The sequence below is a fragment of the Variovorax sp. V93 genome (genome assembly GCF_041154485.1).
Lineage (GTDB): Bacteria > Pseudomonadota > Gammaproteobacteria > Burkholderiales > Burkholderiaceae_C > Variovorax > Variovorax beijingensis_A.
This window is the reverse complement of sequence record NZ_AP028669.1, coordinates 1387451-1409013: the sequence shown is the minus strand read 5'-3', so window position 1 is coordinate 1409013 and position 21563 is coordinate 1387451. Positions and strand designations below refer to the sequence as shown.

40 protein-coding genes are annotated in these 21563 nt (G+C 65.0%); 14 read left to right on the top strand and 26 right to left on the bottom strand.

Translation table 11 applies throughout. From position 1 onward, the window contains the following. Positions 1-183: 183 nt before the first annotated feature. Positions 184-705 (top strand): YfbU family protein, encoded by a 522-nt coding sequence (locus ACAM54_RS06555; protein WP_369650198.1) that lies wholly within the window; start codon positions 184-186, stop codon positions 703-705. A gap of 151 nt (positions 706-856) precedes the next feature. Here the strand turns inward: ACAM54_RS06555 and ACAM54_RS06550 are convergent, their stop codons facing one another. From ACAM54_RS06550 to ACAM54_RS06425, 26 genes are all read right to left on the bottom strand, one after another. Next, positions 857-1075: a hypothetical protein gene (locus tag ACAM54_RS06550; protein ID WP_369650197.1), complete on the bottom strand. Its 219-nt coding sequence runs from the start codon at positions 1073-1075 to the stop codon at positions 857-859. Positions 1076-1133: 58 nt separating this feature from the next. After that, positions 1134-1442: a hypothetical protein gene (locus tag ACAM54_RS06545; RefSeq protein ID WP_369650196.1), complete on the bottom strand. Its 309-nt coding sequence runs from the start codon at positions 1440-1442 to the stop codon at positions 1134-1136. Next, positions 1439-1765 carry a phage protein NinX family protein gene (locus tag ACAM54_RS06540; RefSeq protein ID WP_369650195.1) on the bottom strand — a complete coding sequence of 109 codons (327 nt, stop codon included), beginning with the start codon at positions 1763-1765 and terminating at the stop codon, positions 1439-1441. Before ACAM54_RS06540 ends, ACAM54_RS06545 begins: the two co-directional genes overlap by 4 nt. Further along, positions 1762-2304: a hypothetical protein gene (locus tag ACAM54_RS06535; RefSeq protein WP_369650194.1), complete on the bottom strand. Its 543-nt coding sequence runs from the start codon at positions 2302-2304 to the stop codon at positions 1762-1764. Before ACAM54_RS06535 ends, ACAM54_RS06540 begins: the two co-directional genes overlap by 4 nt. Further along, entirely contained in the window at positions 2304-2774 is a 471-nt protein-coding gene (locus ACAM54_RS06530; protein ID WP_369650193.1) for a hypothetical protein, read from the bottom strand. The genes ACAM54_RS06535 and ACAM54_RS06530 overlap by 1 nt, the downstream gene beginning before the upstream one ends. Next, complete coding sequence (locus tag ACAM54_RS06525) at positions 2771-3097, bottom strand: hypothetical protein (RefSeq protein WP_369650192.1); 327 nt, start codon at positions 3095-3097, stop codon at positions 2771-2773. Before ACAM54_RS06525 ends, ACAM54_RS06530 begins: the two co-directional genes overlap by 4 nt. 12 nt (positions 3098-3109) lie before the next feature. After that, positions 3110-3418 (bottom strand): hypothetical protein, encoded by a 309-nt coding sequence (locus tag ACAM54_RS06520; RefSeq protein WP_369650191.1) that lies wholly within the window; start codon positions 3416-3418, stop codon positions 3110-3112. Between the two features lie 50 nt (positions 3419-3468). Further along, the gene (locus ACAM54_RS06515) at positions 3469-3978 is read right to left on the bottom strand and encodes a hypothetical protein (RefSeq protein WP_369650190.1); all 510 of its coding nucleotides are present in this window, start codon (positions 3976-3978) and stop codon (positions 3469-3471) included. Beyond that, entirely contained in the window at positions 3975-4442 is a 468-nt protein-coding gene (locus tag ACAM54_RS06510) for a hypothetical protein (RefSeq protein ID WP_369650189.1), read from the bottom strand. Before ACAM54_RS06510 ends, ACAM54_RS06515 begins: the two co-directional genes overlap by 4 nt. After that, entirely contained in the window at positions 4415-4657 is a 243-nt protein-coding gene (locus tag ACAM54_RS06505) for a hypothetical protein (protein WP_369650188.1), read from the bottom strand. The genes ACAM54_RS06510 and ACAM54_RS06505 overlap by 28 nt, the downstream gene beginning before the upstream one ends. Then, positions 4654-4977, bottom strand: coding sequence for a hypothetical protein (locus ACAM54_RS06500; RefSeq protein WP_369651891.1), 324 nt, complete (start codon positions 4975-4977; stop codon positions 4654-4656). Before ACAM54_RS06500 ends, ACAM54_RS06505 begins: the two co-directional genes overlap by 4 nt. Then, positions 4974-5546, bottom strand: coding sequence for a nuclease domain-containing protein (locus ACAM54_RS06495; protein ID WP_369650187.1), 573 nt, complete (start codon positions 5544-5546; stop codon positions 4974-4976). The genes ACAM54_RS06500 and ACAM54_RS06495 overlap by 4 nt, the downstream gene beginning before the upstream one ends. Further along, positions 5543-6127 carry a hypothetical protein gene (locus tag ACAM54_RS06490; protein WP_369650186.1) on the bottom strand — a complete coding sequence of 195 codons (585 nt, stop codon included), beginning with the start codon at positions 6125-6127 and terminating at the stop codon, positions 5543-5545. Before ACAM54_RS06490 ends, ACAM54_RS06495 begins: the two co-directional genes overlap by 4 nt. Further along, positions 6124-6459: a hypothetical protein gene (locus ACAM54_RS06485; RefSeq protein ID WP_369650185.1), complete on the bottom strand. Its 336-nt coding sequence runs from the start codon at positions 6457-6459 to the stop codon at positions 6124-6126. Before ACAM54_RS06485 ends, ACAM54_RS06490 begins: the two co-directional genes overlap by 4 nt. Further along, positions 6456-6929, bottom strand: a complete 474-nt coding sequence (locus tag ACAM54_RS06480) for a DUF1367 family protein (protein WP_369650184.1) — start codon at positions 6927-6929, stop codon at positions 6456-6458. The genes ACAM54_RS06485 and ACAM54_RS06480 overlap by 4 nt, the downstream gene beginning before the upstream one ends. Continuing rightward, the gene (locus tag ACAM54_RS06475) at positions 6926-7372 is read right to left on the bottom strand and encodes a hypothetical protein (protein WP_369650183.1); all 447 of its coding nucleotides are present in this window, start codon (positions 7370-7372) and stop codon (positions 6926-6928) included. The genes ACAM54_RS06480 and ACAM54_RS06475 overlap by 4 nt, the downstream gene beginning before the upstream one ends. Further along, a complete protein-coding gene (locus ACAM54_RS06470) occupies positions 7372-7554 on the bottom strand; it encodes a hypothetical protein (protein ID WP_369650182.1) in 183 nt (60 codons plus the stop codon). Before ACAM54_RS06470 ends, ACAM54_RS06475 begins: the two co-directional genes overlap by 1 nt. Continuing rightward, on the bottom strand, positions 7551-8030 hold the full coding sequence (locus ACAM54_RS06465) for a hypothetical protein (protein ID WP_369650181.1): 480 nt from the start codon (positions 8028-8030) through the stop codon (positions 7551-7553). The genes ACAM54_RS06470 and ACAM54_RS06465 overlap by 4 nt, the downstream gene beginning before the upstream one ends. Continuing rightward, positions 8027-9373 (bottom strand): replicative DNA helicase, encoded by a 1347-nt coding sequence (gene dnaB, locus ACAM54_RS06460; RefSeq protein WP_369650180.1) that lies wholly within the window; start codon positions 9371-9373, stop codon positions 8027-8029. Before dnaB ends, ACAM54_RS06465 begins: the two co-directional genes overlap by 4 nt. A gap of 32 nt (positions 9374-9405) precedes the next feature. Further along, positions 9406-10251, bottom strand: coding sequence for a hypothetical protein (locus ACAM54_RS06455; RefSeq protein WP_369651890.1), 846 nt, complete (start codon positions 10249-10251; stop codon positions 9406-9408). Next, a complete protein-coding gene (locus ACAM54_RS06450) occupies positions 10252-10497 on the bottom strand; it encodes a hypothetical protein (RefSeq protein ID WP_369650178.1) in 246 nt (81 codons plus the stop codon). Continuing rightward, a complete protein-coding gene (locus ACAM54_RS06445) occupies positions 10494-13115 on the bottom strand; it encodes a DNA methyltransferase (protein WP_369650177.1) in 2622 nt (873 codons plus the stop codon). Before ACAM54_RS06445 ends, ACAM54_RS06450 begins: the two co-directional genes overlap by 4 nt. Further along, a complete protein-coding gene (locus ACAM54_RS06440) occupies positions 13115-13441 on the bottom strand; it encodes a hypothetical protein (RefSeq protein WP_369650176.1) in 327 nt (108 codons plus the stop codon). Before ACAM54_RS06440 ends, ACAM54_RS06445 begins: the two co-directional genes overlap by 1 nt. Further along, the gene (locus ACAM54_RS06435) at positions 13438-13854 is read right to left on the bottom strand and encodes a transcriptional regulator (protein WP_369651889.1); all 417 of its coding nucleotides are present in this window, start codon (positions 13852-13854) and stop codon (positions 13438-13440) included. Before ACAM54_RS06435 ends, ACAM54_RS06440 begins: the two co-directional genes overlap by 4 nt. Before the next feature lie 78 nt (positions 13855-13932). Further along, positions 13933-14187, bottom strand: coding sequence for a hypothetical protein (locus ACAM54_RS06430; protein WP_369650174.1), 255 nt, complete (start codon positions 14185-14187; stop codon positions 13933-13935). After that, positions 14188-14484, bottom strand: a complete 297-nt coding sequence (locus ACAM54_RS06425) for a hypothetical protein (protein WP_369650173.1) — start codon at positions 14482-14484, stop codon at positions 14188-14190. A gap of 17 nt (positions 14485-14501) precedes the next feature. Between ACAM54_RS06425 and ACAM54_RS06420 the strand changes: the two genes are divergently transcribed. From ACAM54_RS06420 to ACAM54_RS06360, 13 genes are all read left to right on the top strand, one after another. Next, the gene (locus ACAM54_RS06420) at positions 14502-15251 is read left to right on the top strand and encodes a helix-turn-helix transcriptional regulator (protein ID WP_369650172.1); all 750 of its coding nucleotides are present in this window, start codon (positions 14502-14504) and stop codon (positions 15249-15251) included. Between the two features lie 173 nt (positions 15252-15424). Continuing rightward, positions 15425-15619, top strand: a complete 195-nt coding sequence (locus ACAM54_RS06415; RefSeq protein ID WP_369650171.1) for a hypothetical protein — start codon at positions 15425-15427, stop codon at positions 15617-15619. Then, on the top strand, positions 15619-15831 hold the full coding sequence (locus ACAM54_RS06410; protein WP_369650170.1) for a hypothetical protein: 213 nt from the start codon (positions 15619-15621) through the stop codon (positions 15829-15831). Before ACAM54_RS06415 ends, ACAM54_RS06410 begins: the two co-directional genes overlap by 1 nt. Beyond that, the gene (locus ACAM54_RS06405; RefSeq protein ID WP_369650169.1) at positions 15828-16157 is read left to right on the top strand and encodes a hypothetical protein; all 330 of its coding nucleotides are present in this window, start codon (positions 15828-15830) and stop codon (positions 16155-16157) included. Before ACAM54_RS06410 ends, ACAM54_RS06405 begins: the two co-directional genes overlap by 4 nt. Beyond that, complete coding sequence (locus ACAM54_RS06400; protein ID WP_369650168.1) at positions 16154-16306, top strand: hypothetical protein; 153 nt, start codon at positions 16154-16156, stop codon at positions 16304-16306. The genes ACAM54_RS06405 and ACAM54_RS06400 overlap by 4 nt, the downstream gene beginning before the upstream one ends. After that, positions 16297-16791 carry a zinc-finger-containing protein gene (locus ACAM54_RS06395; protein ID WP_369650167.1) on the top strand — a complete coding sequence of 165 codons (495 nt, stop codon included), beginning with the start codon at positions 16297-16299 and terminating at the stop codon, positions 16789-16791. The genes ACAM54_RS06400 and ACAM54_RS06395 overlap by 10 nt, the downstream gene beginning before the upstream one ends. Continuing rightward, positions 16779-17024: a hypothetical protein gene (locus tag ACAM54_RS06390; protein WP_369650166.1), complete on the top strand. Its 246-nt coding sequence runs from the start codon at positions 16779-16781 to the stop codon at positions 17022-17024. Before ACAM54_RS06395 ends, ACAM54_RS06390 begins: the two co-directional genes overlap by 13 nt. Before the next feature lie 8 nt (positions 17025-17032). Continuing rightward, complete coding sequence (locus ACAM54_RS06385) at positions 17033-17218, top strand: hypothetical protein (protein WP_369650165.1); 186 nt, start codon at positions 17033-17035, stop codon at positions 17216-17218. An 11-nt stretch (positions 17219-17229) separates the two neighbouring features. Further along, positions 17230-18252 carry an ERF family protein gene (locus tag ACAM54_RS06380; protein WP_369650164.1) on the top strand — a complete coding sequence of 341 codons (1023 nt, stop codon included), beginning with the start codon at positions 17230-17232 and terminating at the stop codon, positions 18250-18252. Positions 18253-18285: 33 nt separating this feature from the next. Continuing rightward, a complete protein-coding gene (locus tag ACAM54_RS06375; RefSeq protein WP_369650163.1) occupies positions 18286-20175 on the top strand; it encodes a YqaJ viral recombinase family protein in 1890 nt (629 codons plus the stop codon). Positions 20176-20204: 29 nt separating this feature from the next. Next, entirely contained in the window at positions 20205-20495 is a 291-nt protein-coding gene (locus ACAM54_RS06370) for a KTSC domain-containing protein (RefSeq protein ID WP_369650162.1), read from the top strand. A gap of 2 nt (positions 20496-20497) precedes the next feature. Further along, positions 20498-20731, top strand: a complete 234-nt coding sequence (locus ACAM54_RS06365; RefSeq protein ID WP_369650161.1) for a hypothetical protein — start codon at positions 20498-20500, stop codon at positions 20729-20731. A 118-nt stretch (positions 20732-20849) separates the two neighbouring features. Next, the gene (locus ACAM54_RS06360; protein WP_369650160.1) at positions 20850-21563 is read left to right on the top strand and encodes a hypothetical protein; all 714 of its coding nucleotides are present in this window, start codon (positions 20850-20852) and stop codon (positions 21561-21563) included.

Genomic DNA, 21563 nt, shown 5'->3' with positions numbered 1-21563 from the left:
GCCCGGATGGTTACCGGGCGACTGGAAACCTCAAACCTCTAATGGGGGGTGTTGGCCCCGCGCGCGGCCAATGGTCATCAGCATGGCCAAGACAGCCCGGCTCAACGGTCAAAAAGTTGCGCTTGCGCAGACACCGAAAAGCGACACCCCAGCTACATTTGCCCGTCCAACCAGGAGATTCACATGAAACTGACCACCCCGGAAAAGCTGATTCTGTCGATGCTGGCCCAGCTGCATCTAAAACTCGACATCGAACCAGAAACTGCCAAGCTCATCAGTTCGGCGATTCACACCGACAACACCTGGGCTCTGACCTGGGAACTCTCAGGCATACCTCAAGATAAGCGCGAAGCAGATCCGCCTGAGGTGAAAGAGGTGGCGAACTACCTGGACATGTGGTCGTTCGTTGAGGCAGCGATGAAGAAGTTGGACGCGGCTGCGAAGAAAGAAGTTGAGGACAGCTGCCATGGACGAACGACGTTCCCGGGCTTTGACGGCAACAACGAGTCGCGACACTACAGCATCGCAAACTTTCTGATTAAGGAAATGGGCCGTTGGACAGAGTTTGCCAAGCGTGACTTGAATTCGCACCACGCCACTCTCGATCGGGCCGAGCGCATGTACAAGGTGTTCGAGCCAATGCGCGCGAAGCTTGAACTCAACACGCTGTCAAAAGCCCAACTGATCGCAATTCTCGGCGCCTAGCAGACATCGGTTGCCGGTTGCCCCCGGCGCTGCTCTTGCGGCAGCGGCTTGCCCTTGGAGAGGGTGAATCAGGTCAGGTGATCACCGGCCAGGTCGGGCGCTTGCCCGCTTAGCCACCACGCGGAACGCGCGAGGCGGACCCTGCCAGTGTTCAGATGGCGGGGGCCTCGGCCGGTTCGTCGTGGTACGGGCGCACCAGCGGCAGATCGGGAGCGGCAACGAATTCGCCGTGCTCGCGGATCTTGATCTCGCCGTCGCCGTGCACGGTGAAGGTGTGATGGGCGCCGGGCTGCAGGCGCGTCTTGCCGGCCTGGGTCTCGACAAGAACCTGCTTGTTGCCGCTGACGGCGATATGGACGGTGGTGGTCATGGGGCCTCGGATGAAGTGAGGCCCGAATCTTCTGGCCGCCGTGCTGGGCGGCAAATCCCTACTGGGGTGCGTCCGGCACCTCGGCACCGTAGCGGGCCGAGACGATGGCCCTGGCCACCGCTATGCGCGGCGTCGCGCCTTCGATCCATCCGCCGCGGCCTTCCGGCAACCGGCCATTGGGACGTCCGATGACGATGGCGCACCAGATGAAGCTCTTGCCGGGCATGGGCGCGACGTGGATTGCATCGCGCTCGAGCAGCTGGTCGAAGTTGGGCCAGGCGCTGGTGTAGGACGTGCCGGGTTGCTCGCCCAAGGCCTTCGCTACCCAGGCTTCAAGCTGCTTGCCCCCCAGCTCCGACACTTTCAATCTGGCACCTCATCGCCGAACTCCGATGCCACGTGGGCACGCATCGCAGCGATCAATGCCGTGCGCCCAGACCGGATGCGGCTGTTGGGGTTGTCGGTAGCGTCGTTGGCGCCCGAGATCCAATGATCCGCGTTCCAGGTGACCATGATCTTCTGGCGCTCGATGATCGGGCCGCCGTGAGCCCAGTCCGTCGATGGATTCATGGGGTGGCCGTCTGGCTGGTCAACAACGCAGACGCCCCCCTCGATGCGCGGGCGCATGAAGCCCTCGACCTTGGCCACCCAGTAGTCGAGCTGCGCGCCAGTGAGTTCTGAGACTTTCATGGGGTGGGATTCTCCAACATCCAGCCACTGCGACCGAGCACGACGCCGGCCAGATTGGGAGCCAAGTTGCAAGGGCCGAAGTAGTTCCTCGGGCCCAGGCCCAGGGCCGAAGCCATGCGTTCGCTAGGCAGTGGAGGCGGCAGTCTTCTCTCTTCCCAAGAAATTCGCTCCCAGCCTGAGCCATCCCAGCGGGACCATTCATCGAACACCATCCCGCGCTCAAAGCGGTTCATGGCGCCGTGAAGGTAGGCCCGCATGCATGCCAGTGGGCTTGCAGCGTCCTCCGCAGAGACGCATGGCCCCTGGCGGTCGGCGTGGGTGCGCAGGCGGTCTTGCAGCGCGGCCTCGACTGCGGCCTGGTGCTCGGGCGTCCGATACTCGAAGGCTTCCAGTTCGGCCCGCCATACGGCCAACGGCAAGAATCTATGGATGCGCTGGAAGTCTTCCGGGCCGCCGTCGATGAATTCCCACCCGGTCGGCGTACGGACAGCCCAGCTGGTGCGGTCCGGCTCTCGGGCCAAGTCGATGCCGATGGTCATCACGCGTCCCACCATTCCACCTTACGCATGCGCTTCGTCATGCCGTTCTCGAACATCAGGTGGGTGCCGTAGTCGTGGCAGACGAACCACTCCTGCCCCGGCTTGCCATGGCGATCCGTGGCCTTGGCCATGCCGTAGTTCGTGCGCTTGAAGTCGCAGAGGAACGCCGGCAGGCTGTCGGGATACTCGGCCGGCGCGGCGGGCCGCGTGCGCTCCATCACCAGAAGCGTGCCGTTGGGGCTGATCCAGCGGCAGGCGGCGAACCACCGGCTGGCCGGTGTGTCTTTCACCCGCTGCCAGGTCTCCCACTCGATCACGTTCTGGAACTGGCCAGCGCCCTCCTCGACCTTCACGACGCAGTCAGGCGCAAGGCGGCAGCTGAAGACCTGCCGGCTCATGCCGTAGCCGAGCCGCTCATCGCAAAGGAGGTCGAAGGCCTGGCGGCCGGTGGTAGCGTTGAAGTCGCTCATGCCGCCTGCGCGCCCCAGCTCGCCATGTCTTCGTCCGCAGCCGCGACCGGCTCCGGCCATTCGGCAAACGGCTTCGGGTGGTAGTTTCCCGGCGTGCCCGTCATGCAGTTCAAGGAATAGCAGGTCTCCGCACATTCCTCGGCAGCTTCGGGCGGAATGCTGTCACCGCAGCGCTCGATGTAACGGGCCTTGGCAGCTTCGAGCCAGGTGGTGAGGTTCTTTTCGGCCTCGGCGCGCGCGGGCGCCAGGGCCGCGTCACCCACGGCGCGCAGCAGAACACCGACGGCGAACCCGCTGGCGGTGAGTTTCTTCCTGGGCATCATCAGCGGCAGGCCTCAGGCGAGCTCGACGGTGTCGATCGCGAAGTTCACCGCTCGGATCTGCGACTCGATCTCACGATTCATCTCGTCGAGGACGGTCCCGAGAGGGGTCTGAGGGATCGAACGGACAGGCGCAGGCGCCGCAGTCGAATCGCTCGGCGGCGGAATGCGGCGGACGCTCTCGGTGCGGGTGATAAGCAGGTCGCTCCGGCGGCCGAGCTCGACGATGCTTTCGCGCAGGCGCTGCAGTTGGTCGGGAATCTCGCGAACGCTCTGCGGGGCAGAGCCGGCGGTTTGCGCGTAGGTTGCTTGGTTTGCGTGCATGGTTTTCTCCTGGTGATGGGCTCTCGCCCGGGTTGTGGCCTCTCGGCCGGTTATGCGAATGGCATCTCTTCCTGCTTCGGCTGACGCTGCAGCCGGCGGATCACTTCGTCCTGCTGGTCGGCGCGCCGGTGGGCGGTGGCCAGCTGGCGCTTGAGTTCGGCAACGGCATCCGCGAGTTCGCGCGCGCCCTGAAGGCCGGTCAGTTCTTCGGAGCTACCGCGGAACAGGTTTCCAATGCAGCGGCGGTCCGCCGGATTCAGGTCCAGGCACACATCGCCGACTTCCAGCTTGGCCATGCCGCTCGGCAGCACGGTGAGCGAGATCGCCTGCGCCGGCGGCATCTCCTCCACTGGCTCGAATACACCGGGCGCCACGCGGCGCAGCCGGCCGTCTTCCAGCATTCGCTTCACGTGGTCATCGACGACGCTATAGCTCTGGCCGGTCATCGACACCACGACCGGCCGCGTGGCGATGCGACCAGCGTTGTGCAGGTCCAAGATCGTCTGGAAGACCAGCTCGCCGACACCGCGGCGGACTGGTTGAGGCGACTTTTGACTCATCGGGCTCCGTTCTCGGAAAGGGCTGGTTGTGGACCAGCGATCTCGGCCAGCAAGGCTTCGAAGTCGCTGGTGTGCAGGTGCTGGCGGCGGAGCTTCAGCTCGAGCTCGCAGGCAGAATCGATCAGGCTACGGCGCGCGAAGTGCGGCACGAGGCGCTCGGCCGCGAGCAGGCCGCTCTCGATGGACGCGCGGCGCGTCACTGGAATGTCGGACTCGCCCGCCTGGTCGTGCACGGCATTCACGGCGCCGCGGATGATCCGGATCTCGGGCTGCTCGGAGTCGATCTCTTCCGCGATTGCCGCCCCCAGCACCACGTACAGCACGCGGCCCGAGGCACTCACCATGCGGTCACTGTCGTCGCCGATCAGCGCATGGATCTGCGCAACCACTGCCGTGGCGTGCCAGTTGCGCTCAATCAGGGCACGCTCGACGAGGCTCAATCCGGGGCGGCGGCGCTTACGCATTCCGTGCTCCTGGTGAAGCGGTACCTGCCGATGGCGTTCCGCTCGAGGTGGCCCTTCCGCATCAGTGCTGCAACGAAGTCAGCCGCGGCGTTGTCGCTCGCCCAGCCGAAACGCTCGCGAATGACACGCGCCGGCGGCAACTGATCGTTCTCCGCGAAGAACTCGCGCATGAAGGCGAGCACCTCGGCCTGCTTTGGCGTGAGCGGAATGGTCATGCTCGAGCCCGTTCAGGAATCAGCTCGGGCTTGATGGTCGGGAGCGGCACCATCTTGCGCAGCACCATCTCATCGACAGCGTCATCGCCGGGATCGCGGATCGGCCTCAGGTACTGGTCGGCAATGACCATCGGCAGTCGGCTGTCGTTGCCGTCGACCAGCCAGCACGGCCGCCCGCGGCCGCAGCTGAGGTCGCCGGATTTGGACACGACAAGACTCCGACCGTCGTCTGCGCGTACCACCTTGACAGGTAGACCTCGCATTGCGAGGTCGAGGTATGGAGCCACGATGAAGGCTATGTCGCCAGGCTGGCAATTCATGGCATCTCTCCTTGTCCAACGGGCGTTGCATTAAGGTGATCCAGCGCGAGCAGCACGGCGGCACGGTCACGCGGTTTGGAAGCAGGGTCGGCGGCGATCGCGCGCCAATGCCGCACCTGAGACAGATGGGCGAACATGAAAGTGACCTTCTTCAGCTCGCCGTCGGCCGGGCCGGAGTCGAGCCAGGTGTGGCATGCATGGCAGGCCCAAGCCGAATAGCAGTCGTCCGCCTTGCGCGCACCGCCCTTGCCGCCGTGCTCGGCCCAGTTGGAATGGGCGGCCACCGTCGTCGCAGGGTCGTGATTACAGATTCCGCGAACACGGAACAGGCAGGGCTTGCCGCATGCCATGTCCAGCAGGTGCGGAATCTCGCGGCGCGGCGTCTTGGGAACTGCGGCCACCGGCGCCGGCGCGGCGTAGGTGCCGCGACGCACCGCGGGCGCGGGCCGGCGGGCGATTTCTGCAACTTCGCCCGGGAGGCCGCATGCAGACTCAATTTCGACTGGCGCGCGCGCGGGCCGGGACTTAGGCTTGAAGCCGGTGCCGCGGGACATGGGCGTGCGCTTCATGCCGTGATCTCCCCGGTGCGCGAGTTGATGACGCCGTTCGCGCAGGCCCGCCACAGCACCACGTCCACCGTCGCAGCACGAAGACCCACCTCGCCAGCCAAGCGCTCGCACAAGGACTGCGCCGTGCAGCCCTCCCGGTCCGCTAGGCGCTGCAGGTGCACGTCAGGCTTTGCCACGTTCGCGCCGAAGTTCTTCGCGAGGTGGTACTTCGTGATCCCGCCTATCCACGGGAGCGCGGCCAGCATTTCGAGGCGGTCAGCATCCGTCTTGCGCAACAGGTACATGGACAGTAGCCCAGCCCGGTCGGCCCATATCGCTTCGATGGCGGCTACCTTGCCCTTGTGCTTGAACACGTCGATGACGGGCGTTCCGGCGGCCAACGCGCCAATGCAGCGGTCGAAGATCATCCGTGCGACGGTGTTCTTCATGCCGCTGTTGCAGATCACGAAGATGGCTTCTTGGGCGAAGTCGTCAGCCGTGGCCGGCGGCGCGATCGACTCCGACCACTCCACGTCATCAGCGCCCTGCTCGCCCAGCGCCACCAGGACTGCGCGGAACTGCTCTGCGGTGATCGGCTTCATCGGCTGCTCACCCGCGTCATCTCGCCGCAGTGCTGACATTTCGTGCGCGAACGCTCGGCCAGGCGCTTCATTTGGTCCTGGTAGGTCGCCATGGTCCGCATCCAGCGGCTTTCCTGGTTCATCAGCACTTCGAGCACGAACATCGGCGAGACCTCGCCGCTGCACTTCTTGCAGAAGCACTTGCCCGCGTCGACGTCAACAGTGAAGGACGCGAACAGGTGCTGGCACTGAGTGATCGGCACCGGCTGCAGCATCGCGCCCTCTTCCGGAGAGGGCCGCGGTTTGACCGGCAGCGCGTGGACGTTGTCCGTTTCGATGGGCGGGAAGATCATTGCGCGAACTCCTGCACCCACGAGTCCACGCAGGCGAAGCGCTGATCGCTGCTCAACGCCGGCCAGAGCGTTTCCTGGGCCCGCGGCGTCCAGAGGAACGCATCCACGGCGTGGTGCAGCTCGCCAAAGTCCGCCTCGTCCATGCTGTCGAAGTCGAGGGATCGCGGTATTGCGTTCGGCAGACCGTCAAAGCCCGGCACCAGATCGAAGTAGCCGGCGCCCATCACCACCCAGTAGCGCAGTTTGTCGAGGTCGTCGAATGCCTCGGTGCGGCTGAGCAGGCTCTGCAGCTTGGCGAAGAAGAGGCGGTGGTGCTTCGGGCTGCGCGGGAAGCGGTAGCTGAAGGTCAAGGTCTGGCCGATCTCCAGTCCTTCGACCAGGCGGCGCCACTTCGCGTAAGCGCGCTGGCCCTTCTGGTCGAGACCCTGCAGGCGCCCCTGGGTGTTCTTGATGATGGTGACGTGGCTCATGGGCGAACCTCCAGTACGAGTAGCTTTCGGGTTTTGGTGATGCCGCACAGGCTCCAGCCGGCCTGCTTGAAGCAGTGGCCAGGGTTGCGGCTGGCCACGCGGCGCGGGTTCACGTAGGTGTAGAAGCGCTCGCCCGGCCAGCGGGCCCAGCCCAGCACCATGGCCGCGCGGATCAGCTCGCTCGACAGACCAGCGCCTTCGTTGCGGAAGATGGCGCAGTTCACGCCGTCCTGTTGGTCCTTGCTGATGAACTTCCGCCAGACGAACAGGCCGCGCACGCAAGGGGTCAGCAGCACCATCTTGTGGCCAGGCCCGGCGATGCGAGGGTCTCCGCGCGACGCGAGGTTTCGGCTGTAGTGGCGGTCGTACAGCGCGGCGGCCGTCGGGTTGCCGTCCCAGACCTGCAGCCAGGTCGTGCCAAACAGGAATGGCTGCTCGCGCATCACGTTGCAGCCTCGGTGAAAAGGTCGCGCTGGCGCGCATCGGCGGCGCGCAGAGCGGTTGTGATGCGGCCGTGCCGCGGCTTCGCGCCAGCCAACGCGGCCGCGCACTTGGGGCCGAAGGTCATGCCGTCCAGGTAGACGGGCGTGCGATGCAGCCAACGGTGGCAGCGGGCGCACGTCATGCCTTGTTCCTCAGGCCCCAGTGGGCGATCAAGACCGCTTCGGCGCGGTTGTGGTGCTTCACCAGGCTCAGCGGTGCCGAGGGGTACAGCCCGCGCGCGGTGGCCAGCGCCTTCTTCTTGTCCGCGTCGAGCCCATAGAAGCGCTTCCACTTCTGGGGGCCGAGCATCGTGGGCTTGTAGCCAAGGCACTCCAGTACCGTCTCAATGGCGCCAAGGGAGCGCATCAGCGAGCCCTGCGTCTGGACGGCGTTGTTCTTGCCGCCCATCGTGCTCACCTGCTCGAGGTAGGCTTCGGCCGTCTCGCCGATGGGCACGTTGGCGCGGATCATCTTGGCCAGCGTGCGGCCGTCGATCTTTCGCGTGATAAGCCCGTTCCCGGGCAGTGGCATGGTCGGAAGGTCTTCGACCACACAGGTGCGGTCGGTGACGAAGGAGATGGCGCCGCTGAGGCCCGGGTCGATGCCGATGTAGATCACAGCTCCGCTCCCTTCGTGCGAACCAACGAGGTCGGCCGATCGCCCAGCCAGTCGCAGAACTTCACCGTGTCGCCGGTGTACTGCGCGTCAACGATGCCGGTCTGGCCGTCGCGCTGCTTGCCGATGATGATTTCGGCGTAGTGCTTCCACTCGGGGCCCAAGTCGGGCTTCACGTGCGCCGGCCGATGCACGAAGAGAATGATGTCGGCGTCCTGTTCGATGTCGCCGCACTCGCGCAGATCGGCCATGATCGGCCGCATGTTCGGGCGTTTCTCGACCTCGCGGTTGAGCTGGGCCAGCAGCAGGATGGTGCAATCCAGTTCCTTGGCCAGGGCCTTGATGCCGCGGCTGACTTCCCCGAGCTGAGTGGCGCGGTTGGCCTTCCGGTCGGTGCCTTCCATGAGGCCGATGTAGTCGACGACGAGCAAACGCAGACCGCGCCGGCGCTTGAGCCCTCTGGCCTTCGAACGCAGCTGGTTGACGTTGAGCGCTGTCTGGTCGTCGATGAACAGCGGGAGCTGTCGCAGGAGCTCGACCGAGCGGCACATCTCGCCCCAGTCATAGTCGCTCATGCGTTCTGGGCGCTTGAGCTTGTGCAGCGGAATCCCCGAACGCATCGACACCACGCGGGTCGTCAACTGCGCCTTCGGCATTTCCATCGAGAGCACACCAACCGGCTCACTCATGCCGCAGATGTGATCGGCGATCGACATGGCAAGGGCCGTCTTGCCCATGCCCGGGCGACCGGCGATGACGATGACTTCTCCGCGGCGCATGCCTCCATCGAGCCGGTCGTCGAGTTCCTTGATGCCGGTGGAGAGAAAGTCTTCCTCCCCTTGCGAGCGCCGCTGGATGCCATCAAGGAATTCGACCATCCCGACGTCCATGTCCAGCCAGGCGTCGCTCTTGCCCACGTCAAAGAGCGGCGTGAGGAGTGCCGTTGCTTGATCCAGCGTCTCCTCGAAGCCGACGCCGCGCTGGCAGGCCAGCTGATGGATGTCGTTGCTCGCCGCCATGAGCTTTCGGCGCAGCGCGAAGTCGCGCACGATCAGCGCGTACTGGCGCACGCTCGAGGCGCTGGGCAGGTACTGGGTGAGCGCATGCAGGTCGGTCAGACCGATCATTTCAGTGCTGCGATCGCGCTTCAGTTGGTCGTGGACCGTCAGCACGTCAGCCGGCTTCGCGGCGTTCAGCATGCCGCTCAGCGCGGTGAAGATGAGGCGGTGCTCGTTCTTGAAGAAGTCGCTGGCGGCCACCAGGTCGCCGACGCGATCCCACAGGCCGTTGTCCAGCAGCAGCGCGCCGATCAGCGAGGTTTCGGCTTCAGGGCTCCACAGCACCACGGACGCTAGGAGGGATTCATCGACTCGGTCGTTCATGTGCGTTCCTTGGTTTTTTCGATGACGCGCTTCATGCCGCGCTCGGTGCAGAGGTAGTCGATGTCGGCCTCCCAGTTCTCGTGGCCGGCACCGCGAGGCTCACGACCCATGACGAAGTCGTTGTCGCGAGCTCGGGTGAAGTAGTTGCGGAACCAGGCGATGCCCTCTTCCGTGGTGCTGGCACGGCGGACACCGTCGTTGCGCGTCGACGTCATCACCCATTTCCACAAGCCGGCGATCGCCTTCTGCCGGTCACCGCCTGGCTTCACGATCCGCACAGCAGGAAGCTCGGGCAGGACCTCGTGGTAGACCGCCACGATGGCGTCGTACGGGCAGTTCGGCTGGTCGGGGGCCTTGCGCCGCCGACGAGGAGTCGAAGACTCCGATACCTTCTTTTCAGCTTCTAGTTCTAGTTCCGCTTCAGGCGGTTGGCCATCCGTTGTCAAACTGCTGCCCACCGGCGCTCCAACAGTTGAACGGGAAGCTAACTCGTTGATTTTGTTGAGAGCGTCGGAATCGTCCTGATAGATCGCACGGGGCGGCAACGGATGTTTCGACGTCTTGATCTGCAGGCGCTGGCGGAACTTCGGGATGAAGCCGTAGCGCTTGGTGTCGATCATGTAGAGCCGGATCAGGTCGGCATCGGCGAGCATCTGCATCAGCTTGCCGGCCAGATCACGGTTGACGTCGGCGCGCCGCGCGAGCTTGAACTCTGTGGCCTCGAACAGGCCCACGTCGTCGGCCGACAGGATGATGATCACGAACAGCCACCGCCCTTCCACGGGAAGGGAGAGCACGGCCTCAGACTCCATGAGGCCCTCGCGGACAAGGCGGTTGGGCACCTATGCAGCCCTCCGCGCTTCGTCCAGGATGCGCGCCACCATGCCAGCGGCTGCGAAGTAGCTCTCGCCCTCCTCCTCAGCCTGCTGGATGGCAGCATCGCGCGCGGCAATCTGGGCCTCCATCTCGCGGCGGTGCCGGTGGGCACCATCGCGATCGCCCAACGCCATGCAAATCTCGATGCCAATGCCCTCGGCCAGGATCAGGTGCGCGCGCTGGCGATGAACCAGCTTCTGAAGGGTGTTCATGCAACCTCCAGGGCATCGAAGAGGCTTGGCATCGAGATCTCGCGCGCCGCCGACTCGCAGTACATGACGCCATCGGCGAAATAGCTGGGGCCGAGTTCGCACCCGCGGCCGCGCCGGCCCAGCTTGATCGCGCGGTACGGCACGGTCATCAGGCCGCCAAAGGGGTCGTAGACCTCATCGTCCTCGTTCGAGTACTGGGTAATCGCGCGATCGGCGATGTCGAACTGCATCGGGCACAGGTGCATTTCCCGGCCAGCCGCCGACTGGGCGCCGTTGAGCGTGCGCATGCGCGTCACGTCAGTCCAGACGTCGTCATGCCAGGACTGCGGTTGCAGCAGCATGAAAGACGGTGGCAGCATGCCGCGGGCGGCCAAGGCCTCGCCGAGGGCCACATCGTGTTCGAAGTCGAACACCTGGGTCAGCGAGTGCTGCTTGAACAGCTTGAAGATCTCATCGGCCGCGAGGTTGATCAGGTCCTCGGGCTGCAACTGCCGATTGCCGCTGGAGCGCGTGAAACCGTGGGCATCGAGCTGCCACCGGGCCCGCGAGTACTTCGCCTTCTCCTTGACCACCGGCACGTCGGCATAGCCACGGCTCCCGTCGGTCGGCGCCTTGCGGAAGAGCAGCAGGTACTCGTTCATGCCGAAACCCATGCGCGAGCCGTCCTTGCATTGCTCCGACCAGCCGAGCCGGTAGGTCTGGGCGTTCTCCCGCACCACGTCCGTCACGATGGTCTTGCGACCGACGAAGTGGAAGCCGTGCCGGCGAAAGCAAGCCACCGTGTCGAGGTCGAAGGGGTATTCGGTCTGGAAGCCGACGCCCGGCACCATGCCGCTGGGCACGATGCGGTTCTTCACATGGATCACGGCCAGGCGCCCCGGCTGCAGCACCCGCAGCAGCTCCGGCACCAGGTAGTCCATCTGGGCGAAGAAGTGCTCGTTGTTGTCGGTGTGGCCGAAGTCCGCGTAGTTCGGCGAGTACTCGTACTGCGTCGAGAACGGGATCGAAGTCAGGATCAGGCCCACGCTGTCGCTGGCCATGCGCTGCGTTTCCTTCACGCAGTCCTCGTTCACCAGCGTGTAGCGCTCGCCGCTGACTTCGACGCGCTCGACGCCCATGGCACGCGACAAGGTCTGTGCCATCGCGATACGCGACAGCCCGTAGGTGCGGATGATTTCGCTCATTTTTTGCCTCAACTCGATGTCTTGCTTCCACTTCCGCTCGAGGTTGCGGCGCACCTCCCGCTCGGCTTCCGTGTAGATCAGGTCGACGCGCACCGTGTGCTCCTGCAGGAATCGCTGGAGACGGTGGATCGCCTGGATGAAGTCTTTGAACTTGTGACCAATGCCGAGGAACACTGACCAGTGGCAGTGCCGCTGGAAATTGACGCCCGAGCCCAACATCACGGGCTTGCCCGCAAGCTCCTGGATCTGGCCGTCGGAGAAGGCGACGACAGCGGCCTCGCGCTCGTCGAGTTCCTGTGTGCCATAGACGGTGACCACGCCCGGTGCTTCGCGCTCGATCGCGTGCCGCTCGGCTTCGAGGTCGTGCCAGATCACGCGGTGCGCGGTCGGGTCGTCCGCACGGATCTCCTGCAGCTTGGCCATGCGCGCCGGCAGGCTCTCGCGCTTTTCGCGCGCCGAGTCGACAACGCCGATCGCCTGGTGCTTGAACATCAGGTTCTGGCCGCGCATGTCGGTGCCGGCGTCGCTGTGGTCGGACGGGATCTCGTGCCAGCGCACGTCGAGCTCTGGCAGGACGTAGCCCTCGTCGGAGAAGCTCGGGTCGAGATCTGACGGCAGCTGCACGAAGAGCGCCCAACTGGCCATCCACAGCCAGAACTCGCGTTCCTTGTGCGGGTGGATCGTCAGTTGATCGGCCTTCTCGCTGTTGCGCTTGAAGAAGCGGGTCTTCGCCTGACCAACATCCATAACGCCGAGGTAGGCGCAGTACGCCAGCAGCTCGACATACTCATTCGGGCTTGGCGTGGCCGTGGCCACGAAGCGGTACGGCACGCCGCCGCTGCGTACGCGCACCTTCATGTTGCGCCGGTCGTCGCCGGCGAAGAGCGCCATGAACTCGCGGAAGGTTTTGCTGCCACCAAAGCCGCGTAGGCAATCGGCCTCGTCGAGGCTGACCACAGTGAAGAGCTCGGGGTCGAGCTTGCCGTCCCGCACCGTTTCGTAGTTCGTGAGGTAGATGCCGTCGGGGTCGTCGCATTCGGCGGCCGAACGGACGAACTTCAGCTTGGGTATGCGGTCGGGCCGGCCGGCCTGCCATGCGCGCAACTGGGCGCGCTGCTCATCGGAGAATTTCGGATCCTCGCCGGTGGCGAGCTTCTGGGCATCGCGAAGGAACTCCTGCCGCACGCCCAACGGCAGCACGATCAGGCCCATGCCGCCGGCGCGCGCGCGAACAATGCGCACGATCTCGATCTGGTCGAAGGTCTTGCCCAGGCCGAAGCGCTTGAAGATGGCGCGCCGGCCGCCGGCCACAGCCCAGCGCACGGTCACGTTCTGGAATGGCGCCAGCAACGGATTGACCTCGCTGGCGTCGATCTCGAAACCGATCGACTGCGCCAACTGCACCTTGGCCTTAAGGAAGTCGGCGTACTCCATTACGCGGCGCTCCACACGGTGGCCAGCGCGGGCCGGCGCAGGATGGCGCGCTGCACGGAGGTCATCACCACGACGGGAAAGGGCTCGATCTCTGGTTCGGGCTCGCCTTGGATCAGCTCGTCGCCGGCCGTGGTGCGGCGGAAATATGCGATCTCGCACTTCGGTGCGCCTTCGTTGAGACGCTCCACGTATCCGCGGCGCTTGAGGTGTGCCACGTTGGTCATCAGCAGCTTGGCATCGATGCCCGTGGCCGCCGCCATCTCGCTGTACGTCGTGCTCTGGCCGATCGCGCCGAGCGTCCGCATCATCTTGCTGTCGGCGTTCATGCGATCGCCCTTCCGTGGAAGGTTTCCATCAGCACGCGCACCTTGAGTTCGGCTTCGGCGGCACGCTTCTCGGCAGCCTCGGCGCGCCGCTCGGCTTCGGTCTTGATCTCGACCAGCGTGCAGCCGAGCTGGTAAGCGCACCATTCGGCATAGATGCGGTTGTTCACCGCGTAGCAGAACTTGCCCAGAAGGTCGGCCTGCAACGTGGCCAGGCCCTTCTTGATCTTGGAAAAGGTGCCGGCGTCGATGCCGATGAAGCCGTAGATGGTCTGGTCGAGCAGTCCCGACGACGTGCATGCGAGCGTGAAAGCGGCGCCGGCACTGGCCTGCTTGCGAATCAGCTCGAGCGGCACCTCGTTTGCGGGAGGCTGCCGAAAAAGGTCCAGTTCGCGCTGTGCGTCAGCCTGGCTCAAATCATTTGACTTCACTTGACTATCCCCTCCGGGCACAAAAAAAAGACCATCGGTCTCATGTTTCAAAGCCTTCACGACCTAGCCGTTGAACTCGTCGAGCGCCTGCGCATCGAGCGCGCTCTCGCCCTCCAGGACAAGCCAGAGAGCGACGGCGCCAGCGGTGATTGCGATGAGAGCTGCGGCCGGGCGGCCTACGAAGAAGGCGCTCAGGGCGAGCGCGGCGGCCACGAGGAACAAGACGTAGGCCAGAACCAATGCGAGGGTGTTGGCCAGCCGCTCAGCGCGCGCAACCGAATCGGGTGGCGGCCCTTCCGTGGGCAAGATGTGGGACATTCAGGCGCCCTCTTTCGCGGGCTCGAGCTTTGGCTCGGCAGCAACATCCGACAGCGGGCGACCTTTCGCGTGGGGCCAAGCCTTGTCCTTGACGCGGTGCCACTGATGCGCGGGAAGCGTTTCCTCGACGGTCACCTCGCCGTTTGAGTGCAGTTCGAACTGCGCTGCGAGCACGGTGGTGGCCTTGCGGTCCCCGTAACAGACGTTGCGAATGTGCCCGACGGTGGCGCCGCATTTGTCGGCGAAGATCTTGCGATCCTCATTGCTGAGCCCGAAGAAGTACGGTTTTATGTCCATACCCCGAATTACATCGAATGATGAAAGAACTGTCAACATCAAATGATGTAGTCGCGCTGATTCACTCGGCGGTCATGACCGCCAAGCTCATCCGAATCGCCCGGCTCAAGAAATTCGCGAAAGATCGAGGCATCGAGGGCCCCGTGGCGCTCGGTCAGGCCATCGGGCGCAAGACCAATCAGGCGAGTGATCTGATCTCTGGTCGCGCCTCGTTCGGAGAGAAGGTGGCCCGTAGCATTGAAGGCTTTGCGGGGTTGCCCGCAGGGTGGTTAGACGACGACGAAGGCGGAGAGGTCACGCGGGCCGTCATCAAGGGTGCTGGCGGGTCCGTCGACCATGACACGTTCGACGTGCCGCTCCTCGCGGTCGCTGGCTCCATGGGACCAGGCTCCGACGTGATGCCCGAAGAGGTAGTCATCGGTCGTCTTACCGTGTCACCCCAATGGGTGAGCCGGACAATCAAGCCACTCACGAGCCTGGAGAACCTACGATTCATCCATGGCTACGGCGACTCGATGGACCCGACCTTTGCTGATGGCGACATCCTCCTGGTCGATATCGGAGTGAACGCGCCCAAGATCGACGGCGTGTATGTGATGGAAGCCAACGACCGGATCTACATCAAGCGGGTGCGCCAGCGCATCGACGGCTCCTTCGAAATCAGCAGCGACAACCCGACAGTGAAGACGGTCGACGTGCTCGACGGCTCACGCCCCGTTGAGGTTCGCGGCCGCGTGGTCTGGGCCTGGAACGGCAAAAAGCTTTGACGATCTAGTCGGCCCCCACCTCCCCACCAAGCCCGCCGCGTGCGGGCCTTTTTTTGCGTCCGCCTGATCTGCTCCGTCATCTTTTGATGAAATATTTTTAGAAACTACATCATTTGATGTTGACATGGCTTTCACCGTTTGATGTAATTTGCCCATCAACACAGGAGATGGGCATGGCGAACAAACAAGCACTCAAGGACAACCTTCAGAACGCCGCGGGCGTACTGATCGGGCTCACCGTCCTGAAGGTCATGGGTCTGCGGTACGGCAAGGAAGACCGGGGCGGCCACTGGTTCTCGACGGTCGCGGCAAACCTTGCGGCGGACGGCCTTGTGCGGTGGTTTCCTTATGGTCGGAAGGCCGCGTGATGAGCGCCCTCACCCGCTCCAACCTCGCCAGCCGGCGCAGCGCGCGCCGCGAGCGCGTCGAAGCCAAGCACCACCCCGAAGAGGTGTTCGTGCCGACCGAAGACCAAGCGCTGGCCACCGACCGTGCGCTGAATGCGATCAAGGGCACGCCGGCGTACTTCGACCTCTCCCTCTCCTTTGCGCTCGAGCAGCAGAACGGGCGGGCATCGTGAACACCGACACGCCATTCGACGACGGCGGGCCGGCCTTCCCGGTCAGCGATCCGCAGAGCTCCCACGCCACTGCAATGGCGGCTTCGCTGCACATCGAAGACCCGACCGAGCGCGAACGCGCGTACATCTTGGCGCGCGCCGCCGCCGTCATCGGCATGAGCATGCGCGACTACTTCGCCAAAGGCGCCATGGAGGCCACGCTGGCCTCCGAGACAGCGATGGAGCAGGTCGGCAACCAAGCGACAAAGAAGATCACGCCCTTCGCCATCGTCGCCCGGATGGCTTACCGCATGGCAGACGAGATGCTGAAGGCGAGGTCCGCATGAACGCCCCGCACTTCATGTTCGACGCCGAGCACGCCTTGCCGGTGTTCCCGAAGCAGGCCGTCGACGTGCAGATCGTCGACGGCGAGCAAGCCGAGCGCCTGTTTGCGCAGCACTTCGCCCAGCGCGATCTGGAACTGCCATGGGCGTGAGCCGCAAAGAGCGCGAACGCCGCGCATCCATGCCTCCCCGCACCGAGCCGGTATCGCCGTGGGCACCCTCGCGCCGCGCCGTGGCGCGCGTCAAGAACCCGCTTCCGGTGCCGGAGAAGTGCCCTCACTGCGGCTCGCCAGTCTTCATCGACTCGAACAGTTGCATCTACGGCCGCGAGTACGGCGAATGGCCGTGGGCTCTCATGTGCACCGGCTGCGATTCGTATGTCGGCCTGCACCCCTTCACGGGCATCCCCCTCGGCACCCTGGCCACGCCCGAGATCCGGCGCGCGCGCAGCGCCGCCAAGGACGCCTTCAACCCACTCTGGCAGGACGGCCCGATGTCGCGCAGCGAGGCGTATGCCTGGCTTGCCCGCGCGCTTGGCATCGCTGATGTCGAGCAATGCCATATCGGTTGGTTCGACGTGGCGCAGTGCGCCGCCGTCGTGGCCGCCGTGAAAGCGAGGACCACGTGCACAGTCTGATTCACACCCCGCTCTCTGCGCCGGCCCAGTTCGTCGGCAAGGTCGACGCGACACACGAGCGCACCACGCCGTGCCCTCGCACGCTGGAGCAAGCCTTCGGCCCTGCCGCAATCGGCGGCGTGATCGTGCCGCTGCCGGAGCCGGCGCGCCCGCACCGCGCGGCCGACATCGCCCTCTACGTCGTCGGCGTGATCGGCGTCGTGGCAGCCATCGCCTTCAACAACTTCCAGTGAGGCAGTCGATGAGCCGCGCACGCCCCCACTACTTCCCCGACGACACGCCGGAGCCCGTCGCGCCGTCATGCAACGCCATCGACGAGCTGCTGCAGCTGGTGCTGATCTGGATCCGCGTCTCCGCCGCCTGTGCGGCCCTGGTCGGCTACCTCGCCTTTTTCCACCCCGATTTCCTTCTCACCTTCTTCCGCTGAAAGGCCTACCCGTGAACGCAACCACCATCGAAGACGCACGCGTCCTCGACCTCGAACCCGTCGAGCGCGCAGCCGCTCCGGTTCCCTCCGTCCAATCCGGCGGCGCGCTGGCCAGCACCATGCCTGCCGAAGCTTCGCCCTTCGGGATGATGCTCACCGCGCTCGGCCGCGGCGCGTCGCTCGAACTGGTCGAGAGCGCGATGAAGCTGCAGGAGCGCTGGGAAGCCAACGAAGCGCGCAAGGCCTTCGTGAAGGCCATGGCCGACTTCAAGGCCGAGCCGCTGGAGATCTTCAAGCGCAAGCACGTCGGCTATACGACGAAGGACGGCGACTTCGTTGGCTACAAGCACGCCGAGCTGTCGCACATCACCGACGTGGTGGTGCCGGCCATGGCGCGCCACGGCCTTTCCCATCGCTGGGACCTGCAGCAGGGCGGCGGCCGCATCGTGGTGATCTGCACGATCACGCACCGCCTGGGCCATAGCGAATCCGTTTCGCTCGACGGCTCGCCCGACAGCAGTGGCAAGAAGAACGGCATCCAGCAGGTCGCATCGACCATCACCTACCTGCAGCGCTACACGCTGCTCGCCGCCACCGGGCTGGCCACCAAGGACGATGCCGACGATGACGGGCGCGGTGGTGGCGGTGGCGATGAAACCGACGAGCAGAAGCGCACCAGCGCACCGCCACCTCCGGCCGCGCCTGCGTGCTGGCCAGCTGACCTCTTTGCGCAGCGGCTGCCTGAGTGGCGTGCCGCCATCGCCGACGGTCGCGCCAAGCCCGACCAGGTCATTAATAAGGCGCGCACCAAGTTCCTCCTGAGCGACGAGCAGATCGCCGCCATCCGCAAGCCGGCCGCCGATAGCGCAACTACCGGCCTGACCTTCGCGCACGTGGCCGAGCAGCTGAACAAGGCTACGACCGAAGACGCACTCAACGTCGCCGCCGACCTCATCAAGGAGGTGGGCAACACCGTGCACCGCACCGAACTGGGCGAGCTCTTCGACAAGCGCCGCGCCGAACTCAACGCCTGAAAGACCACCACCATGAAGCAAACACACGACCTGGTGCAGGGCACCGACGCCTGGGACCAGTTCCGCCTCGAGCACTTCGGCGCCAGCGAGGCAGCCGCCATGCTGGGCCTGTCGAAGAAGACCACGCGCAACGAGCTGCTGCGCATGAAGAAGACGGGCATTGCGAAGACCTTCAGCGAATGGCTGCAGGTCAACGTGCTGGACCACGGGCACGAAGTCGAAGCCCTGGCGCGGCCGCACATCGAGAAGCTGATCGGGGAAGACCTCTACCCCGTCACCTGCTCCGACGGCAAGGAGTCGGCGTCGTGCGACGGCCTGACGATGGATGACCGCATCGCCATGGAGCACAAGCAGTGGAACGAAGCGCTCGCCGCGAGCGTTGCCGCTGGCCAGGTGCCCGATGAGCACATGCCGCAATGCCAGCAGGTCCTGAAGGTGACGGGCGCCGAGAAACTGATCTTCGTGGTGTCCGACGGCACGCCTGAGAACATGTTGTTCGTCTGGGTGCTGCCGGATCCGGTCTGGTTCGAGCGCCTGCGCGCCGGCTGGGCCCAGTTCGAGCAGGATCTCGCCGACTACGTTCCTACGCAGGCTGCGCCCGTTGTGGTGGCGGCACCGGTCGAGTCTTTGCCTGCGGTTTCTGTGCGTATGGACGGCACGCTCACAGTAGTTTCGAATCTTCCAGACTTCGGCGTTGCACTTCGCGCCTTCATCGCCAAGATTCCCGCGAAAGCCTCCACAGACCAAGAGTTCGCGGACACAGATGCCGCTTGCAAGGCGTTGAAGAAGGCCGAAGAAGCGCTCGAAGCGGGCGAGAGCAGCGCCTTGGCCAGCATGTCGAACGTTGAAGAGATGCGCCGCCTGATCGCGGACTACCGCAATCTCGCCCGCACTACTCGACTCGCGAAGGAGAAGGAAGTCGAGGCACGCAAAGTGCAGATCCGAACGGATGAGGTCTTGCGCGGCCGTGCAGCGCTGGATGAGCACATCGCTACGCTGAACAAGCGCATCGGCAAACCTTACATGCCGACGAACTTCAATGCCGACTTCGCTGGTGCGATCAAGAACAAGCGCACGGTGGAAAGTCTGAAGGAAGCGATCGACACGACGCTGGCCAACGCGAAGATCGCGACGAACGAAATCGCCGCCCGCATCCAGATCAACCTCAGCACGCTGCGCGAACTGGCGGCCGACGTGCCGCAGTTGTTCCCCGACACCGCGCAGATCGTGCTGAAGGCGCCCGAGGACCTCACCTCACTGGTGAAGACCCGCGTGGCCGATCACCGCGCGGCCGAGGAGAAGAAGGAAGATGAGCGGCGCGAGAAGATCCGCAAGGACCTCGCGATGTCCGAGATTCAGGGCATCCAGCAACAGGTGATGATCGCCACTCTCGGGCGCGCCGGCGTGCGCGTGGGCGGCACGATCGAATGCGTCCGCGAGACCCTCGCTGAGACCGAGGCATGGCCCATCGACGCCGAGCGCTTCGGCACTCTCGCCGGCATGGCACAGCAGGCCAAGGAAACGGCCGTCGCAGAGATCCGCGCGCTGCTCTCCAAGTTCGAGATGCGTATCGCCGCGGCCGCTGCTCCATCGCCTGCCGCTTCACCAAGTGCGGCCCCCACCGCTGTCGCGCCGCCGTCAGCAACGCCAAGTAGCGCACCCGCCGCTGCGCCGGCGCCCACCGTGATCCCAATGCCTGTGCGCGCGGCCGCCGCGCCCACCAGTGCGCCCACGCTGAGCATCGGCGCCATCAACGAGCGGCTGGGCCACTTCACGGTGACCGAGGCGGGCCTGCGCGGCCTGGGCTTCGAGCCCGCAGGTCGCGAGCGCGCCGCGCCGCGCTACCACGAAGCCGAGTTCCCGCACATGTTGGCCTCCATGGCCAACCACCTGCAGGCCATCCACGCCAAGCAGGCCGCCTGACCCCCACCCGCAACTACAGGAGCATCACCATGCCCAAGACCTTCGCGGCTCCGGCCGCCTTCTCCGAGAAAGAGTACGTCGCCATCCCGACGACGCCCGTGGAATCCAACCAGGTGGCCGCCATCGGCTACGACGCGGCGCGCCGCACGCTGCAGGTGACGTTCACGCGCGGGCCTGGCCACATCTACCAGTACCCGAACGTCGACGCGAAGCTGCACGCCGACTTCATGGCGGCCGAGTCCAAGGGCAAGTTCTTCGGGGAGCACATCAAGCCGTTGCCCTTCGACAAGTTCCCCGCACCCGCTCCGGCCGCCGCCTGACCATGAACGAACAACAGTTCTGGCTCGTGTGGAACCCGGAGGGCAACCGCCCGCCGACCCGCCAGCACGTGAGCGCCGAGAGCGCTGGTGACGAAGCAGAGCGGCTTGCCGCGAATGCGCCGGGCCAGTCGTTCTACGTGCTGCACGCAGTAGAGGTGCGCCGCACCGCCCATGCGCCAGTCGAAGCCATCGTGCTCACGAAACCCGAAGAGCCCGACGACGAGATCCCGTTCTAGACGAACACCCCTTTTCGGGCGCGCCTGGTCGGCCTCCCTCCTCCTCCCTCCCTCAACTTCCGACCAGCGCCGCGCGAGCGGCACGCCCTTTTTCTTCAATCCATCGGAGCACCACCACATGAGCTTCCAGATCGAAAAGCCCACGCAGATCCTGATCACCAACGCCAACCCGCGCCGCGAACTGCACGGCACGGAGAAGGTGCGCGCCATCGACATCGTCTGGGCACTGACCGGCGAGAACACGCTGCTCGACCTGATCGAGCCCGGCCTGCGCGAGCACCACTACTGCAACCACGCACTGAAGTCTGGCCAGGAGACGCTGCCCGACGTCGTGATCCCGCTGCCCAACCTGCGCCACCCGAAGCTGCCGACGAAGTTCAAGTACGCCGACGGCGAGAAGTGGCGCGGCTATCGCTTCGTGTGGGACTGGGGCACTGAAGAGGATCACGTCGACTTCACGGACGTGGTGCTGGCCAACCTGGGCTACGAGCTCAACGAAGGCGGAAGCGTCACGATAAAGGGCACCATCCAGTACAACGGCGAAGAGCTGCAGGACAACGACCTCTACGGCGAGCTTTCGGGCCTGGCCTCCGAGGGCGAGATCTCCGTGATGCTGCTGGCCCCGGCCGAGCTCATGCCCGCGAAGAAGGGCTACCGCGCCGGCAGGCCCGACACGCCTCCGCCGCCCGGCGGCGCCGAGGGCGACGGCAAGACGGCCGGCGACATCTTCGCCGAGCAGAACGGCCGCGCCGGCGACCCGCCCGATGACACCGATGCGGATGCCGACAGCGACGCTGACGCCGACGCAGACGCCGATGGGAAGGACGCCTGA

What these genes read in the sequence shown, in the direction of transcription:
- ACAM54_RS06555 (WP_369650198.1), top strand. Translation starts at nt 184, where the DNA reads ATGAAACTGACCACCCCGGAAAAGCTGATTCTGTCGATGCTGGCCCAG.
- ACAM54_RS06550 (WP_369650197.1), bottom strand. Translation starts at nt 1,075, where the DNA reads ATGACCACCACCGTCCATATCGCCGTCAGCGGCAACAAGCAGGTTCTT.
- ACAM54_RS06540 (WP_369650195.1), bottom strand. Translation starts at nt 1,765, where the DNA reads ATGAAAGTCTCAGAACTCACTGGCGCGCAGCTCGACTACTGGGTGGCC.
- ACAM54_RS06535 (WP_369650194.1), bottom strand. Translation starts at nt 2,304, where the DNA reads ATGACCATCGGCATCGACTTGGCCCGAGAGCCGGACCGCACCAGCTGG.
- ACAM54_RS06530 (WP_369650193.1), bottom strand. Translation starts at nt 2,774, where the DNA reads ATGAGCGACTTCAACGCTACCACCGGCCGCCAGGCCTTCGACCTCCTT.
- ACAM54_RS06525 (WP_369650192.1), bottom strand. Translation starts at nt 3,097, where the DNA reads ATGATGCCCAGGAAGAAACTCACCGCCAGCGGGTTCGCCGTCGGTGTT.
- ACAM54_RS06520 (WP_369650191.1), bottom strand. Translation starts at nt 3,418, where the DNA reads ATGCACGCAAACCAAGCAACCTACGCGCAAACCGCCGGCTCTGCCCCG.
- ACAM54_RS06515 (WP_369650190.1), bottom strand. Translation starts at nt 3,978, where the DNA reads ATGAGTCAAAAGTCGCCTCAACCAGTCCGCCGCGGTGTCGGCGAGCTG.
- ACAM54_RS06510 (WP_369650189.1), bottom strand. Translation starts at nt 4,442, where the DNA reads ATGCGTAAGCGCCGCCGCCCCGGATTGAGCCTCGTCGAGCGTGCCCTG.
- ACAM54_RS06505 (WP_369650188.1), bottom strand. Translation starts at nt 4,657, where the DNA reads ATGACCATTCCGCTCACGCCAAAGCAGGCCGAGGTGCTCGCCTTCATG.
- ACAM54_RS06500 (WP_369651891.1), bottom strand. Translation starts at nt 4,977, where the DNA reads ATGAATTGCCAGCCTGGCGACATAGCCTTCATCGTGGCTCCATACCTC.
- ACAM54_RS06495 (WP_369650187.1), bottom strand. Translation starts at nt 5,546, where the DNA reads ATGAAGCGCACGCCCATGTCCCGCGGCACCGGCTTCAAGCCTAAGTCC.
- ACAM54_RS06490 (WP_369650186.1), bottom strand. Translation starts at nt 6,127, where the DNA reads ATGAAGCCGATCACCGCAGAGCAGTTCCGCGCAGTCCTGGTGGCGCTG.
- ACAM54_RS06485 (WP_369650185.1), bottom strand. Translation starts at nt 6,459, where the DNA reads ATGATCTTCCCGCCCATCGAAACGGACAACGTCCACGCGCTGCCGGTC.
- ACAM54_RS06480 (WP_369650184.1), bottom strand. Translation starts at nt 6,929, where the DNA reads ATGAGCCACGTCACCATCATCAAGAACACCCAGGGGCGCCTGCAGGGT.
- ACAM54_RS06475 (WP_369650183.1), bottom strand. Translation starts at nt 7,372, where the DNA reads ATGCGCGAGCAGCCATTCCTGTTTGGCACGACCTGGCTGCAGGTCTGG.
- ACAM54_RS06470 (WP_369650182.1), bottom strand. Translation starts at nt 7,554, where the DNA reads ATGACGTGCGCCCGCTGCCACCGTTGGCTGCATCGCACGCCCGTCTAC.
- ACAM54_RS06450 (WP_369650178.1), bottom strand. Translation starts at nt 10,497, where the DNA reads ATGAACACCCTTCAGAAGCTGGTTCATCGCCAGCGCGCGCACCTGATC.
- ACAM54_RS06445 (WP_369650177.1), bottom strand. Translation starts at nt 13,115, where the DNA reads ATGGAGTACGCCGACTTCCTTAAGGCCAAGGTGCAGTTGGCGCAGTCG.
- ACAM54_RS06440 (WP_369650176.1), bottom strand. Translation starts at nt 13,441, where the DNA reads ATGAACGCCGACAGCAAGATGATGCGGACGCTCGGCGCGATCGGCCAG.
- ACAM54_RS06430 (WP_369650174.1), bottom strand. Translation starts at nt 14,187, where the DNA reads ATGTCCCACATCTTGCCCACGGAAGGGCCGCCACCCGATTCGGTTGCG.
- ACAM54_RS06425 (WP_369650173.1), bottom strand. Translation starts at nt 14,484, where the DNA reads ATGGACATAAAACCGTACTTCTTCGGGCTCAGCAATGAGGATCGCAAG.
- ACAM54_RS06420 (WP_369650172.1), top strand. Translation starts at nt 14,502, where the DNA reads ATGATGAAAGAACTGTCAACATCAAATGATGTAGTCGCGCTGATTCAC.
- ACAM54_RS06415 (WP_369650171.1), top strand. Translation starts at nt 15,425, where the DNA reads ATGGCGAACAAACAAGCACTCAAGGACAACCTTCAGAACGCCGCGGGC.
- ACAM54_RS06410 (WP_369650170.1), top strand. Translation starts at nt 15,619, where the DNA reads ATGAGCGCCCTCACCCGCTCCAACCTCGCCAGCCGGCGCAGCGCGCGC.
- ACAM54_RS06400 (WP_369650168.1), top strand. Translation starts at nt 16,154, where the DNA reads ATGAACGCCCCGCACTTCATGTTCGACGCCGAGCACGCCTTGCCGGTG.
- ACAM54_RS06395 (WP_369650167.1), top strand. Translation starts at nt 16,297, where the DNA reads ATGGGCGTGAGCCGCAAAGAGCGCGAACGCCGCGCATCCATGCCTCCC.
- ACAM54_RS06385 (WP_369650165.1), top strand. Translation starts at nt 17,033, where the DNA reads ATGAGCCGCGCACGCCCCCACTACTTCCCCGACGACACGCCGGAGCCC.
- ACAM54_RS06370 (WP_369650162.1), top strand. Translation starts at nt 20,205, where the DNA reads ATGCCCAAGACCTTCGCGGCTCCGGCCGCCTTCTCCGAGAAAGAGTAC.
- ACAM54_RS06365 (WP_369650161.1), top strand. Translation starts at nt 20,498, where the DNA reads ATGAACGAACAACAGTTCTGGCTCGTGTGGAACCCGGAGGGCAACCGC.
- ACAM54_RS06360 (WP_369650160.1), top strand. Translation starts at nt 20,850, where the DNA reads ATGAGCTTCCAGATCGAAAAGCCCACGCAGATCCTGATCACCAACGCC.